We start from the raw sequence: 13617 nt of genomic DNA, 5'->3' as shown, positions 1-13617 counted from the left end.
AGTCTACATCAGCTGCCCCATTGCACTAAGGCAAATCCCGACCCACTTACATTGCAAAGATGCAAGCCAACGTGGGCTAGCTACCCTGATTTACTACCGAGTCAGGGGTGTTGCTCAGCCCGGTCGTACGTGCTGGTCGAACTGTGGGCAGGCGCGCGCAGGCGCAGGACGGCTGAGCCCGGTGAGCAGCAGCGGGCTCCACAGGTGAGCACAGGCAGGCTCGGCCGGGTCTGCAGGCGCCGGCTGTATCCCGAGGGAACGCCCTGCCGAGCCGGGTCGTCAGGAACGGCGGAGGCCGGCTGAGGAGGCGCTGGCTCAGCCCGGGGGGTACGTGATCGCCAGGCGGGTCATCTTGCGCCACAGGGTTGTCGCGCTGATCCCGAGCACCTCGGCGGCGCGCTCCCGGCTGCCGTCGCACTCCCGCAGCGCGGCCTCGATCGCCTGGCGCTCGGCGCAGTCGACAACGTCGGCGAGCAGCCTGCCGCCGCCTTCGGGCGCCCGCGTCGGCAGCAACGAGGCGGGCAGTACGTCGTCGACGCTGATGATGCCGCCGCCCGAGAGCGCCACCGCCTGCTCCACCATGTTCTCGAGCTCGCGAATGTTGCCCGGGAAGTCGTACTGCGTCAGCGCCTCGACGACGCCGTCCGCGGCGCGCGCGCGACAGGTCATCTTCCGGTTGTACTTCTCCAGGAAGAACTCCCAGAGGATCGGGATGTCCTCGCGCCTCGAGCGCAGCGGCGGGAGCACGAAGCGCGCGACGTTCAGCCGGTAATAGAGGTCCTGGCGGAACCGCTTCTCCGAGACCGCGGCCAGGAGCTCCTGGTTCGTCGCGGCGATGATGCGCACGTCGACGTTGATGGGCTTGTTCTCGCCCACCCGGCGGATCTCGTTCTCCTGGATCGCGCGGAGCAGCTTCGCCTGGAAGGTGAGCGGGGTCTCGGCGATCTCGTCGAAGAAGAACGTGCCCCCGTCGGCCTCCTCGAACAGCCCCTTCCTCGCCGAGATCGCGCCCGTGAACGAGCCGCGCGCGTGGCCGAACAGCTCGCTCTCGAGGAGCGTCTCGCTGATGGCGGCGCAGTTCACCGGGACGAACGGGCGATCCGCGCGCTTGCTGTTGGCGTGGATGGCCTTGGCGACCAGCTCCTTGCCGGTGCCGCTCTCGCCGGTGATGAGCACCGTCGCGTCGGTCGGCGCGACCTTCACGATCCGGCCCAGCACCTCGCGGACCGCCTGCGAGCGGCCCACGATGTTCTCGAACCGGTAGCGCTCCTTGAACTCGCTGGCGAGCAGCTGCACCTCCCCGGTGAGCTTCCGGTTCTGGATCGCGCGCTCCACCTTCACGAGCAGCTCCTGCTCCGAGAACGGCTTCTGGATGTAGTCGAAGGCGCCGAGCCGCATCGCCTCGACCGCGCTCTCGATGGTGCCGTACGCGGTCATCACGATGACCTCGGTGTTCGCGTTCGACTCCTTCACCGCGCGCAGGACGCCGATGCCGTCGAAGCCGCCCATCCGCAGGTCGGTGAGCACGGCGTCGTACGCGCCCTTGGCGCCCAGGTCGGCTCCCTGGCTGCCGTCGGCCGCCTCATCGACCTCGTACCCCGCGCCACGCAGCATCATCGCGAGCGTGGTCCGCATGTTCCGCTGGTCATCGACGACAAGAATCTTCGACATGGATTTCCCCCGCCGCGCTCATCCTCCTCGCGGGACGGGCGCGGCGCGACGAGCACGACCGACGCGCCGCGCTGGCGCGTAACCGCTCGAGCGCGGTCGTCCGCGGCGTCTTGGACATGCGTCCAGCGTATCGTACGTCAAGCGCGGCCTCCGCCGCCAGAAGGCGCGCGGGGTGCGGGGCGAGCCCCACCCTACCCTACTCGCGGATCTGCTGGGACAGGTAGGCGGTCTCCCCAAGCTTCTCGATCAGACCGATTTGCGTCTCTAGCCAGTCGATGTGCTCCTCCTCGGACTCGAGGATCTTGGCCAGGAGCTCCTCGGAGGTGCGATCTCCCTTGTCGCGGCAGAGGACGATCGCCGTGTTGAGCCGCTTGACCGCCTGGTACTCGAGCTCGAGGTCGCTCTTGAGCTGCTCCGGCACGGTCTGCCCGATGCGAAGGGTGTCCAGGCGCTGCAGGTTGGGCAGCCCCTCCAGGAAGAGGATGCGATCGATGATCGCGTCGGCGTGCTTCATCTCGTCGATCGACTCGGCGCGGCCGTGCGCAGCGAGCGTGACGAAGCCCCAGTGCGCGCACATCTTCGCGTGCAGGAAGTACTGGTTGATCGCGACGAGCTCTCCCGCGAGCACCTCGTTCAACACGTCGACGATATCTTTCGCACCCTTCATCGGACCCTCTCGCGCTCGTGCCTGTCGTGCTCGCCCCGCCTCGGCCGGCAAGGGGGCGCCGGCTGGAGCGCCAGCGCCCAGGTCAAATGCGCAAGGTCAGCGGAAGTGCGCAAGAAATTTCTAAGAAAACGGGCGGCAGCCCCCGCCGGCTCCAGGAAATCGGAGCGCAGCGGGGCGAGCCCGAGAATCAGGCGGCGCTGGAGACCGGCGCCATCGTCAGGCGGCGCGGCGCGGCGACGGGCGGGGAGGCGCCCTCGTCATCGCCGATGAGCTTGGCGATCGTCGGCTGGCAGGAGCCGCACCGCGTACCGGCGCCCGTGCACTCCATCACCTCGGCCACGGAACAAGCCCCCTCGTTCATCGCTTCGCGAATCTCTCGATCACAGACGCCCATGCAGAGGCAGACGTACATGCAAACCCCCGGCTCCGTTAACGGGTAGATTGATATTGAACATAGCTTTCAATATCGACGTGTCAAGCGAGAATGCTTCGTGGGCGGATCGCCGGGGTGGCTCGTGGTCCGGGGCGGGGCGAGAACGCAGGGACGCGGCAGGACGGCGGGGACGCGGTGGGGGGTACGCAGGGACGCCGCTGCGGTGGCGGCGTCACATCGTGAGGCCGCCGTCGACGTCGATGCAGCGGCCGTTGAAGTACTCGCACTCGATCACGAAGCGCACGGCCTGCCAGATGTCCTCGGGCACGCCGATGCGGCCGACCGGGATCATGGCGACCAGGGCGTCGCGCGCCTTCGGGTGCATGCCCTGCGTCATGGGGGTCTCGATCATGCCGGGCGCGACCGCGCCGACGCGGATGCCGAACGGCGCGAACTCGAGCGCCCACGTCTTCGTGTTCGCCGCGAGCGCGCTCTTCGCGGCGGTGTAGTTCGACTGGCCGCGGTTGCCGTGGCGCGCGATGGAGCTGATGTTGACGATGACGCCCTTCTGCTCGGTCTCGACCATCTTCGCGACGACCTCGCGGACCATGAGCGTGGCGCCGGTCAGGTTGACGTCGATGACGGCCTGCCACTGCGCCGCGCTCAGCTTGACGACCGCGCCCGTCTGGCGGTCCTTCTTGACCAGGAGGCCGTCCCGCAGGATGCCGGCGTTGTTCACGAGGCCGTTCAGGCCGCCCATCGCCCCGTGCGCGAAGCGGACGAACGCCTCGACCTCCGCCTCCACCGCCACGTTGAAGGGCCGCGCGTGGATCTTCCCGGGGAGCCCCTGGCTCGCCTCGACAAGCGACGCGAGCCCCTCCTCGTTCACGTCGCCCGCGGCGACCTGACCCCCGAGCTCCGCGAGCCGCAGCGCATAGTGACGACCCAGCCCCTGGGCGGCGCCTGTGACGACAAACCTCGTGTCCTCGAGTCGCATGATCGCATTCCTCCAGGGATCGCTCCCGACCGGTGTCTCGAAGGCGCGTCTACCATGGCGCTGCCACGAGGCGGCGGTCGACCTCGCGGCGCGCCGCGCTCCTCCCGCGCCACGCGCGGTAGCCGCTTGCGCCGGGTCGCATCGATGTTATTCAGCGCCCATGAGGTCGATCGCGCTCGCCGCCGCCGTGTGCGCAGGCACCCTGACGCTCGCACCGGCCTGTAACCGCGCGCCCCCCGTCCCCGAAACCTCCGATCCGACCGGCAAGGATCTGGTCGTCGGCGCCGTGGTCGCGGCCACCGAGAAAGCCGGAGGGATCCGCATCTACAAGATCGTCGAGGTGGAGGACCTGCCCCCGCCGTTCGGGCGAGACCTGCACATGATCGCCTACGATCCCAAGGTGCAGACCTTCCAGGAGGCCGCGGAGCTCCGCCGCAAAGGGGAGCTGACCGTCGCGATGGACCACCTGATGGTCCGGCTCGTGAACTTCATGCCGCGCGACCACCGCGTGATCAGCAACGAGCCGGTCAGCGACGACGAGCGGGCCCCGTATCTCCGCTCGGTCAAGAGCCAGCAGCGCTGACGGCGGTCCGTCGAAGGGGCGCGACGCGCCCGCGCTCGGCGCGCGTCAGCGCATGGCGCGGAGCAGCTCGCCCAGCCGCTCGATGGCCTGGCTGTGCAGGCGGCTCGCCCAGCTCTTGCTGATCCCGAGATCCTGCGCGATCTGATCGAAGCGCTCGTCGTCGAAGTAGTGGCGCTCGACGAGGGCGCGCTCGCGCTCGGGGAGCTCGCGCACGGCGTGCCGCACGGCCTGCGCGAGCTCGGCGCGCGAGGCGCGCTCCTCGGGGCTGTCGGCGGCGTCCGGGACCGCGGCGACGTCGCCCTGGGCCGAGAGCAGGCCGAGCGCCATCGCGGCCGCGTGCCCGGCGAGCAGGCCGCCGAGCCGCGCGGCGTAGGCCTCCTGCGTGGCAGGCGCGTCGGCGTCATCGTCCGCGCCGCGCCCCTCCGCGAACCGCGCCGACGCAGCGAGCGCGCTGGCCCGCGCGGCCGCGGATCGCCAGCGCGTCTCCCGCCGGATGCCGTCGAAGATCGCCCAGCGGATCTTCCGCTTGGCGTACGCCTCGAACGTGGATCGGCTCGGATCGTGCGTCCGCACCACATCGAGCAGCGCCGGGTGCCCGAGCGCGACGAGGTCCTCGACCGGGATGCGGCGGCCCAGACGGCGCGCGATGCGCTTCGCGACGAGCCGGAGCAGGTCGAGTCCCTCGGCGACCAGCCGGTCTTCCGCAGTGCGCACCGCTAACCCGCCTTGGCGCGCCCCGCTGCGCCGAGCACCCCGAAAGCCCGCTCGCCGCTCTCGTCGACCTCGCGCGGTTGCGCGCGCCGGAGGAGGCGGATCGCCTCCTCGTCGTGCAGCAAGACCTCGGCGAGCTGCTCGCGCATCCACGCGACCTCTTCCGCCGGCAGGCGACCCACGTAAGGCGCCACGGCGGCGTCGACCTGAGCGGCGATCCAGGGGTCGTCGAGGGGCGAAGCGTCCATGCGGGGCCACATTATATCTGCATCGAGCGCGCCGTCATCCGGCGCGCGCCGCGGAGGCGTCACTTGGCCGGCGGCGGCGCGTTGAGGCAGGCCTCGAACGCCCTGACGCTCCGCGCGTCGAACGCGCACTTGAGCGACCTCGGCTCCACGTGCTTGCCGACGTTCTGCTCGCACGCCTGCGCATACTGCTCTCCGAGGGTGGCGGCGACCGCGTCGATCTTCTTCTCGGTCTCGCCCCGCTGCTCCGGCGTCAGCTTGGCGCTCAGCGCCGCGACCTGCTCCGTGCGCGTGAGGGCCGTGAGCTGTTTGCCGAGATCCACGCAGTCGCCATGCATGAGCGCATAGTCGTCGGGCACCGAGCCCTCGCGCCGCGGCGCCGCCGGCGCTGCGGACGGCGGCGTCGCAGCGGGCTCCGCCTCCGGCGCCTCGACGCCCAGGGCGGCCTCCGGCGCGGGCTCGGCGCCCGGCGCGGGCTCCTCCGGTCGCGCGGGCTCGGGCTGCTCGGCCGGAGGTGGCGGAGCCCCGCCGCACCCGAACAGCAACATCGTCAACGGACCTGTGATCAAGAAAAGAGCTCTCCCCATGCGACCAGGGTTGATCGGTTCGCGCCGTGCGTCCATGCCGCGCCGGGCGCGCTCGGCGCGGCTCATGGGTCGAGCCCTCCCACGGCCTGCGCCCGACGGTGCACTGGCCGCCTTGGCAGGCTCCGTGCAGGGCGCACCGGGGCGACGGGCCGCGCCTGCGGGCGACGTCCCCTGTCCGCGCGGAGGCGAGCCATGCGGTCGCTCTGGATTGTTCTCGTCCTGGTGCTCGGCTCGGCGCTGCTGCTTCAGGTGGTGGTGGCGTCCGAGAGCCGCATTCCGTACGCGCGCTTCCGCTCGCTCGCGGAGAGCGGAGAGCTCGCCGAGGTCGAGATCCGGGACGGCGTGTACATCGGGCGAACGGCGCCCGGCCTGAGCGCGAGCGCGCCGCGGAGCTACCGCACGGGGCGCATCGAGCCGACCGAGAAGGATCTGCTCGCCGACCTCGACGGGCGCGGAATCCCGTACACGCGCGTCGCGGACGAGCGGGGGCTGCTGCCGTACCTCTGGCTGGCGCTGCCGCTCGCCGCGCTGGTCGCGATGGTCCATCTCGTGTCGCGGCGGGCGACGGCGGCAGGGAACGTGTCGAGCGCCGCGACCGCGTTCGGCAAGAACAAGGCACGGCTCTACGAGGAGCGGGGGGCGACAGCGACGTTCCGCGACGTCGCGGGCAGCGCCGAGGCGAAGGCCGAGCTCGGCGAGATCGTCGACTTCCTCAAGGCGCCCGAGCGCTACGAGAAGCTCGGCGGCCGGATGCCCAGGGGGGTGCTCCTGGTGGGGCCGCCCGGCACGGGCAAGACGCTGCTGGCGCGGGCGATCGCCGGAGAGGCGAGCGTCCCCTTCTTCAGCGCGTGCGGGTCGGAGTTCGTGGAGATGTTCGTCGGCGTCGGCGCCGCGCGCGTGCGCGACCTCTTCTCCCAGGCGCGCGAGAAGGGGACCTGCCTCGTGTTCATCGACGAGCTCGACGCGGTCGGCAAGGCCCGTGGCATCGGCGGCTCCGTCGGCGGCCATGACGAGCGCGAGCAGACGCTCAACCAGCTCCTGACCGAGATGGACGGGTTCGACGCGCGTACGGCGATGATCGTGCTCGCCGCGACGAACCGCCCCGAGATCCTCGATCCGGCGCTCCTCAGGGCGGGGCGGTTCGACCGCCGGGTGCACGTCGACAGGCCCGACCTCGCCGAGCGGAGAGAGATCCTCGCGGTGCACGGGAGGAAGGTGGTGCTCGATGCGGACGTGGACCTCGACGCCGTGGCCGCGCAGACCGCGGGGCTCGTCGGGGCCGACCTCGCGAACATCGTCAACGAGGCGGCGCTGCTCGCGGCGCGACGCAGGGCGGCCGCGGTGCGGCAGAGCGACATGGAGGCCGCGATCGAGCGCGGGATCGCGGGGATCGAGCGGCGAGGCCGGCGGCTCGGAGCGCGCGAGAAGCTCGTGGTCGCCTACCACGAGGTGGGGCACGCGCTGACCGCCACGCTGCTGCCGACGCAGGACCCGGTGCGCAAGGTGTCGATCGTGCCGCGCGGGGCGGGGGCGCTCGGGTACACGATGCAGCAGCCGCGCGAGGACCGTTACCTGTGGAGCCGGCAGGAGATCCTCGACCGGCTCGTCGTGCTGCTCGGCGGGCGCGCCGCCGAGGCGGAGGCCGTCGGGGACCTGTCGACCGGCGCGCAGGACGACCTGCTCAACGCGACGGAGCTCGCGCGCCGCATGGTGCGCGAGCTCGGGATGGGCCAGGGGGTGGGGCTCTCGGCGCTGGAGCCGCGCCGGCCGCTGTCGTTCCTGGGCGAGTCGCGGGGCGCGCCCTCACCGGGCGCGGGGCGGGAGTGCAGCGACGCGACCGCGCGCGAGATCGACGCGGAGGTCGCGCGGATCCTCGCGGACGCGGAGGCGCGGGCGCGCGCGATGATCCACGAGCGCCGCGCGACGCTCGAGCGCATCGCCGCGAGGCTGTACGAGGTCGAGACCCTGAGCGGCGACGAGATCAGGGCGATGATGACGAGCGGCGAAGTGTAGGGCCGCGGGCGCTCGGTCGACCTCAGTCGACGCTCAGCAGGGCGCGGGACAGGTCGAAGCCCTCGCCGTCGTGGTGATAGACGACGCTGAGCACGCGGCCGCGGACGAGCTCCCTCGGCACCGCCCCCATCGCCCGGCTGTCGAGCGAGGCGGCGCGGTTGTCGCCCATCACGAAGAGGTGGTCCGGAGGCACGACGACCGGCCCGAACGCGGCGAGGTCGGGCTCGCCCGCCGCGTGCGTGACCGATCCGAGGTGCTCCACCCGCGTGCCGTCCCCGAGCTGCTCGATCGCCTGCGCCGCGCCGTCGACGTACAGCAAGCCTCGCCGGAGCATCACCGTCTGCCCAGGGAGCGCGATCACGCGCTTGACGAGGAGGGTGGAGCCGCCGCGCGGATCCGCGAAGAGCACCACGTCGCCGGCGCTCGGACCGCTGCGCTCGAACAGGTAGCGATCCGTGAGCGGGACGCGGACCCCGTAGGCGACCTTGTCGACAAGGATGCGATCGCCCGGGGCGATCGTCGGCCACATCGAGCCGGTGGGCACATGGTACTGGTCCGCGAGGGTCGAGCGACCCAGCGTGAGGATCACGAGGGCCGCGAGGACCTTGAGGAGGCTCCGGGCGAGCGGCGCGACCGTGCGGTAGGCGCGCCGCGCGAACGCGCGATCGGATCGGGGCACGAACAGGCCGGCCTTGACGGGCTGGAGGCACGCTGTCGCAACCTCCACCGCCGGCCCGGGGGAGCTGGGTTCGCTCATCGCTGGCGGGGCTAGCATCCGCGCTGGAGACAGGCCAGCTTCGCTGCATGCACGGGTGTACTTCGTCGACTGCATCGTTCTCCCAGGATCTAGGCCGTCTCACACTCTGCGGATCAATGTCGCGTCATCCGGTATCGACAGGGGCCGCCATGCACCTCGCCGGCTACCGCGCGCTGGGGCTCGAATTTACCTATATCCCTTTTGCGGTGACCGATGTTGAGGGCGCGACGCGCGGGATGCGGGCGCTCGGGATCCGCGGCCTGGGTGTGTCGATGCCCTACAAGCAGGCGGTAATTCCATTGCTGGACGAGATCGACCCCGTCGCCGCGCGGATCGGCGCGGTGAACACCATCGTCAACGACGACGGGCGCCTCCGGGGCTACAATACCGACTGGATCGGCGCGGTGCGGGCGCTCGAGGAGGTGACGCCGCTCGGAGGCGCGCGGGTGCTGCTCCTCGGCGCGGGCGGCGCGGCGCGCGCGGTCGCGTTCGGGCTCGCGGAGCGCGGCGCCCGCGTCACGGTCGCGAACCGCGATCTCGAGAAGGCGCGGCAGCTCGCGGCGGCGGTCGGCGGCGCGGCCGCGCCGCTCGACGGGGAGGCGCTCTCGCCCGACCACGACGTCCTCGTCAACGCGACGTCGCGCGGCATGGCCGAGGTCGACCCGCGGAGCCCTGTCCCGGAAGAGGCGTTGCGGGAGGGTCTCCTTGTGATGGACATCGTGTACAAGCCGATGATCACGGAGCTCGTGGAGGCAGCGCGGCGGCGCGGGGCCACCGCCGTTCACGGCGGGAGGATGCTCCTCCACCAGGCAGCAGAGCAGTTCCGGCTCTACACGGGGCGGGAGCCGCCGCTCGACGTCATGGACGAGGCGCTCCGCGCTCAGCTCGGCTGACGCGCGCAGCCCACCGGGCCGACTCCGCTGTCCGGCCCACCGGCGCGGCCAGGCGGCGCGGCGCGCGACGACCGCTGTCGTAGGCCTCGATCGCCGCAGCCGGAGCAATGGCCAAGCGCGAGCGCCACGCGTAGGCTTCACCCGATGATCTCGTTTGAAATACGCGCAGCCGTGACCGGCGACGAGGAGCAGCTCCTCTATGTCGCGCGCCACCTGAACTCGGTCAACCTGCCGAACAACCGTGACGCAATCCACGAGATCGTCGCCGAGAGCCACAGGAGCTTCAGCGGGGCGATCCAGGACCCCCGTCTCCGCCAATACGTGTTTGTGCTCGTCGACCGGACGAAGGGCGACAAGGGCATGATCGTCGGCACCTCGATGATCATCGCGCAGCTCGGCCGGCGCGGCATCCCGTACATCTTCTTCGACGTGTTCGACGAAGAGAAGTACTCGGCCACGATCGACAAGCACTTCCATCATACCGTGCTGCGCATCGGCTACTCGTACAGCGGCCCCACGGAGATCGGCGGACTCGTGCTCATGCCAGACTACCGGCAGGGGCCCGAGCGGCTCGGCACGATGATCTCGTATGTTCGCTTCCTCTACATGGCCGCGCGCCCCGACCTGTTCCAGGAGGAGATCCTCGCGGAGCTGATGCCCCCGCTCGAGCCGGATGGAACAAGCCACCTGTGGGAAGCGCTCGGGCGCAAGTTCACCGACATGAGCTATGCCGAAGCAGACCTCCTCTCCAAGAAGAACAAGGAGTTCATCAAGGGGCTCTTCCCGGAAGGGACCATCTACGCTTCGCTGCTGCCCGAGGACGCGCAGCGCGTGATCGGAAAGGTGGGGTCGCAGACCCGGGGGGTGGAGAAGCTCCTGCGCCGCATCGGCTTCCGCTACGCCCACAGGGTCGACCCGTTCGACGGGGGGCCGCACTTCACCGCCCGCATGGACGAGATCTCGCTCGTGAGCGACACGCGCCGGGCGAAGGCAGGCCGCCCGTTCGCGCCGAGCCCGTCGGACCCGAAGGGCATCGTCGCGATCGAGCGCCCGGACGCCCCCTATTTCCGCGCGGTCGCCGCGCACTTCCGCGACGAGGGAGAGCGCGGCCTGGCGATCGCCGAGGACGCCTGGGACCACCTCGCGCTCCAGCCCCGCGCGCCGATCTGGGCCCTGCCCCTGCCGTGATCGGCGACGCCTGCGCGCTTCGTCCGGGACGCGCAAGACCGAGCGGGCCGGGCCACCTTGATTTTTGACGATTCTATTGCTACAGAATTAACAGAAGTTTTCGAAGGGGTTCGGACGACCATGACCCTGGGATTGGACCTCGATTTCAGGCGCTGGCCCGCGCTGGAGCGGAGAGGGCGCTGGGCCGGGACGGCGCAGCAGGCGGAGGGCGGCGCCGAGAGCGCGCCGCGGACAGGGGGCGGCGCGGGTGAGGGGCCCGCGCTCTCGGAGCGGGAGCTGCGCATCGCCGCCGCGCTCGCCGAGGCGGCGATGCCGGCCGGCCGCTTCCTCGAGGGCGCTGGCGCGGCGACCGCCACCCGCCTCGCGGCCTGGCTCTCCTCGATCCCGCCGCACCTCGCGCAGGGGCTGCGCGCAGCGCTGTGGGCCATCGAGCTCGCCCCGGTGCCGATGCGGCTCAGGCCGCTGTCGGCGCTGCCGCTCCAGGAGCGGATGGAGGTGCTCCGCAGCTTCGAGCAGAGCCGGGCGCTGGCGCTGCGCTCGCTGCTCCGCGCCGTGCTCACGCCGCTCAGGTTCATCCACTACGACCAGCCCGAGATGTTCGAGCACGTCGGCTGCCGCTACGAGCTGCCCACGGTGCGCGACGAGGCGCCCCGGTGGCTCTCGCAGGTGACGAACGGGCGCGAGGTCGAGGAGGACCTGGAGCTCGAGTGCGAGGTGCTCGTGATCGGCACCGGGGCCGGCGGAGCGGCCGCCGCCTACGAGCTCGCGTCGCGGGGACACGCGGTGCTCATGATCGAGGAGGGCGACTACCACCGCCGCTCGAGCTTCACCGGGCGGCCCGCGCGGGCGTACCGGGAGATGTACCGCGACCACGGGCTCGACATGGCGATCGGCAACGTGGGCATCCCGGTGTTCGCGGGGCGCGCCGTCGGAGGGAGCACCGTGATCAACTCCGGCACCTGCTACAGGGCTCCGGAGAGCACCTTCGCTTCGTGGCGGGGCGGCATGGGGATGCCGGCGGAGTTCTCGTCCGACGGGCTCGCCCCCTACTACGAGCGCGTCGAGCGCATGCTCCAGGTCGCCCCCGCCGATCCGCTGCACCTCGGGGCGATCGGGCCGATCGTCCGGCGCGGCGCGGAGCGGCTCGGCCTCCGCCACGGGGCGCTCCAGCGCAACGCGCCGGAGTGCGATGGACAGGGGATCTGCTGCTTCGGCTGCCCCACCGGGGCCAAGCGCTCGACCGACGTGAGCTACGTGCCCGAGGCGCTGAAGCGAGGCGCGCAGCTCATCACGGCGGCGCGCGTCAGGACGATCGACATCGTGGCGGGCCGCGCGCGTGGGGCGACGGCTGTGCTCGGCGGCGACGCGAGGGCCGGCGGTCGCGCGCCGAGCGGCGCCAGGCGGCGGAGGCCGCGGCTCGTGGTCAGGGCGGAGGCCGTCGTGGTGGCGGGCGGCGCGCTGATGACGCCGCTGCTGCTGCGCCGGAGCGGGGCATGCCTCTCGAGCGGCATGCTGGGGAAGAACCTGTCGATCCACCCGGCGTCGAAGGTGATGGCGCTCTTCGATGAGCGGATCGACCAGTGGCGAGGCATCCCGCAGGGCTACCAGATCGATCACTTCGCCGATGAAGGGCTGATGTTCGAGGGAGGCTCGCTGCCGTTCGACGTCGCCGCGCTGGCCGTGCCCTGGACGGGGCATCGCTACACGGAGCTCATGGAGCGATACCCGCACCTCGCGACCTTCGGGTTCATGATCAAGGACACGAGCCGCGGCGAGGTGAGGCCCGGGCTCGGCGGTACGCCGCTCGTGCTCTACACGATGAACCAGGAGGACGTGGCGAAGATGCAGCGCGGGATCGAGACGCTCTGCGAGGTGTTCCTGGCCGCGGGGGCGCGGCGGGTCCTGCCGCTCGTCGCCGGCTGCGACGAGGTGAACGGCCCCGCGGACCTGGAGCGGCTCAAGGCGCGGCAGATCAAGGCAGGGGACCTCGACGTGGCCGCGTTCCACCCGCTCGGGACATGCCGTATCGGGGTCGATCCGCGGTCGTCGTGCCTCGGGCCAGACCACCAGGCGCACGACGTCGCCGGCCTTTACGTGTGCGACGGGAGCGCGATCCCCTCGTCGCTCGGCGTGAACCCGCAGATGACCATCATGGCCATGTCGCTGCGCGCAGCCGAGCTCCTGAGCGAGCGCCTATCCGGCTGAGCCGCCGCGGTACCCGGTGGCCGCGGCGCGCTCGTTGCCGATGCGGTCGCTCTCGATGGCCCCGTCGCGCATGGTCACCACGCGCGGCATCGACTCGGCGAAGCTGAGGTTGTGCGTCACCACGACGATCGTGGTGCCGTGCTTGCGGTTCATCTCGAAGAACAGCTGGTGGATCGAGTCGCTCGTCGCGGTGTCGAGGTTCCCGGTCGGCTCGTCGGCGAGGAGGAGCTTCGGCGACAGGACGAGCGCCCGCGCCAGGGCCACCCGCTGCTGCTCGCCGCCCGACAGCTCCCCGGGCCGGTGCGTCGCGCGCTCGGCGAGCCCGACCTCGGCGAGCAACGAGCGCGCGAGCGGCTCCATATCGCGGCGGGTCTTCCCCTGGATGAGGCCCGGCATCATCACGTTCTCGACCGCGTTGAACTCGGGGAGCAGGTGGTGGAACTGGAAGACGAAGCCGATCATCCGGTTCCGGATCGCCGCGAGGCGCGAGCTCGGGAGGCCGGTGAGGTCGTCGCTGCCGAGGCGGATGCGGCCGCTCGTCGGGAGGTCCAGCGTGCCGATGCAGTGGAGGAACGTGCTCTTGCCGGCCCCGGAGGGGCCCACGAACGCCACGACCTCGCCCTGGTTGATGACGATATCGATGCCGCAGAGCACGTGGAGCTCGCGCCCCATGTGAACGAACGTCTTGCGGAGATCTTCGACGACGACGAGCGGAGTGGACATGGAG

Annotated in this window: 14 protein-coding genes; 5 read left to right on the top strand and 9 right to left on the bottom strand. The window is 71.2% G+C overall.

The genetic code is table 11. The features are described 5' to 3' along the window. Positions 1-315 precede the first annotated feature (315 nt). From WME75_RS08585 to WME75_RS08570, 4 genes are all read right to left on the bottom strand, one after another. A complete protein-coding gene (locus tag WME75_RS08585) occupies positions 316-1671 on the bottom strand; it encodes a sigma-54-dependent transcriptional regulator (RefSeq protein ID WP_437488346.1) in 1356 nt (451 codons plus the stop codon). A gap of 196 nt (positions 1672-1867) precedes the next feature. Continuing rightward, positions 1868-2338: a bacterioferritin gene (gene bfr, locus WME75_RS08580; protein WP_437488343.1), complete on the bottom strand. Its 471-nt coding sequence runs from the start codon at positions 2336-2338 to the stop codon at positions 1868-1870. A 187-nt stretch (positions 2339-2525) separates the two neighbouring features. Beyond that, on the bottom strand, positions 2526-2750 hold the full coding sequence (locus WME75_RS08575; protein ID WP_437488340.1) for a (2Fe-2S)-binding protein: 225 nt from the start codon (positions 2748-2750) through the stop codon (positions 2526-2528). Between the two features lie 193 nt (positions 2751-2943). Continuing rightward, positions 2944-3708: an SDR family oxidoreductase gene (locus WME75_RS08570; protein WP_437488337.1), complete on the bottom strand. Its 765-nt coding sequence runs from the start codon at positions 3706-3708 to the stop codon at positions 2944-2946. A 160-nt stretch (positions 3709-3868) separates the two neighbouring features. On the opposite strand from WME75_RS08570, the gene WME75_RS08565 reads away from it, so the two are divergent. Beyond that, entirely contained in the window at positions 3869-4291 is a 423-nt protein-coding gene (locus WME75_RS08565) for a hypothetical protein (RefSeq protein WP_437488334.1), read from the top strand. 45 nt (positions 4292-4336) lie between these two features. On the opposite strand, the gene WME75_RS08560 is transcribed toward WME75_RS08565, so the two are convergent. Genes WME75_RS08560 through WME75_RS08550 form a run of 3 tightly spaced genes read right to left on the bottom strand, consistent with a single transcriptional unit; the run spans position 4337 to position 5816 of the window. Then, positions 4337-5005, bottom strand: a complete 669-nt coding sequence (locus tag WME75_RS08560) for a sigma-70 family RNA polymerase sigma factor (RefSeq protein ID WP_437488332.1) — start codon at positions 5003-5005, stop codon at positions 4337-4339. A gap of 2 nt (positions 5006-5007) precedes the next feature. After that, positions 5008-5250: a hypothetical protein gene (locus WME75_RS08555; protein ID WP_437488329.1), complete on the bottom strand. Its 243-nt coding sequence runs from the start codon at positions 5248-5250 to the stop codon at positions 5008-5010. 59 nt (positions 5251-5309) lie between these two features. Further along, on the bottom strand, positions 5310-5816 hold the full coding sequence (locus tag WME75_RS08550; protein ID WP_437488326.1) for a hypothetical protein: 507 nt from the start codon (positions 5814-5816) through the stop codon (positions 5310-5312). A gap of 210 nt (positions 5817-6026) precedes the next feature. Here WME75_RS08550 and ftsH point away from each other — a divergent pair, with 210 nt between their 5' ends. Further along, positions 6027-7847, top strand: coding sequence for an ATP-dependent zinc metalloprotease FtsH (gene ftsH / locus WME75_RS08545; RefSeq protein WP_437488323.1), 1821 nt, complete (start codon positions 6027-6029; stop codon positions 7845-7847). A 22-nt stretch (positions 7848-7869) separates the two neighbouring features. On the opposite strand, the gene lepB is transcribed toward ftsH, so the two are convergent. Beyond that, the gene (lepB, locus tag WME75_RS08540; RefSeq protein WP_437488320.1) at positions 7870-8604 is read right to left on the bottom strand and encodes a signal peptidase I; all 735 of its coding nucleotides are present in this window, start codon (positions 8602-8604) and stop codon (positions 7870-7872) included. Positions 8605-8651: 47 nt separating this feature from the next. Here lepB and WME75_RS08535 point away from each other — a divergent pair, with 47 nt between their 5' ends. From WME75_RS08535 to WME75_RS08525, 3 genes are all read left to right on the top strand, one after another. Continuing rightward, a complete protein-coding gene (locus WME75_RS08535) occupies positions 8652-9497 on the top strand; it encodes a shikimate dehydrogenase (RefSeq protein ID WP_437488317.1) in 846 nt (281 codons plus the stop codon). Positions 9498-9641: 144 nt separating this feature from the next. Next, positions 9642-10685, top strand: a complete 1044-nt coding sequence (locus WME75_RS08530) for an arginine N-succinyltransferase (protein WP_437488314.1) — start codon at positions 9642-9644, stop codon at positions 10683-10685. Between the two features lie 120 nt (positions 10686-10805). Further along, positions 10806-12890: an FAD-dependent oxidoreductase gene (locus tag WME75_RS08525; RefSeq protein WP_437488311.1), complete on the top strand. Its 2085-nt coding sequence runs from the start codon at positions 10806-10808 to the stop codon at positions 12888-12890. Here WME75_RS08525 and WME75_RS08520 read toward each other — a convergent pair. Beyond that, positions 12879-13613, bottom strand: a complete 735-nt coding sequence (locus WME75_RS08520) for an ABC transporter ATP-binding protein (RefSeq protein ID WP_437488308.1) — start codon at positions 13611-13613, stop codon at positions 12879-12881. The two genes, WME75_RS08525 and WME75_RS08520, sit on opposite strands and share 12 nt — an antisense overlap. Positions 13614-13617 lie beyond the last annotated feature (4 nt).

The organism is Sorangium sp. So ce1014 (assembly GCF_051521505.1).
Classification (GTDB): Bacteria; Myxococcota_A; Polyangia; order Polyangiales; family Polyangiaceae; genus Sorangium.
The sequence above is the reverse complement of the archived record's forward strand: the minus strand, read 5'-3'. Positions and strand labels throughout refer to the sequence as shown.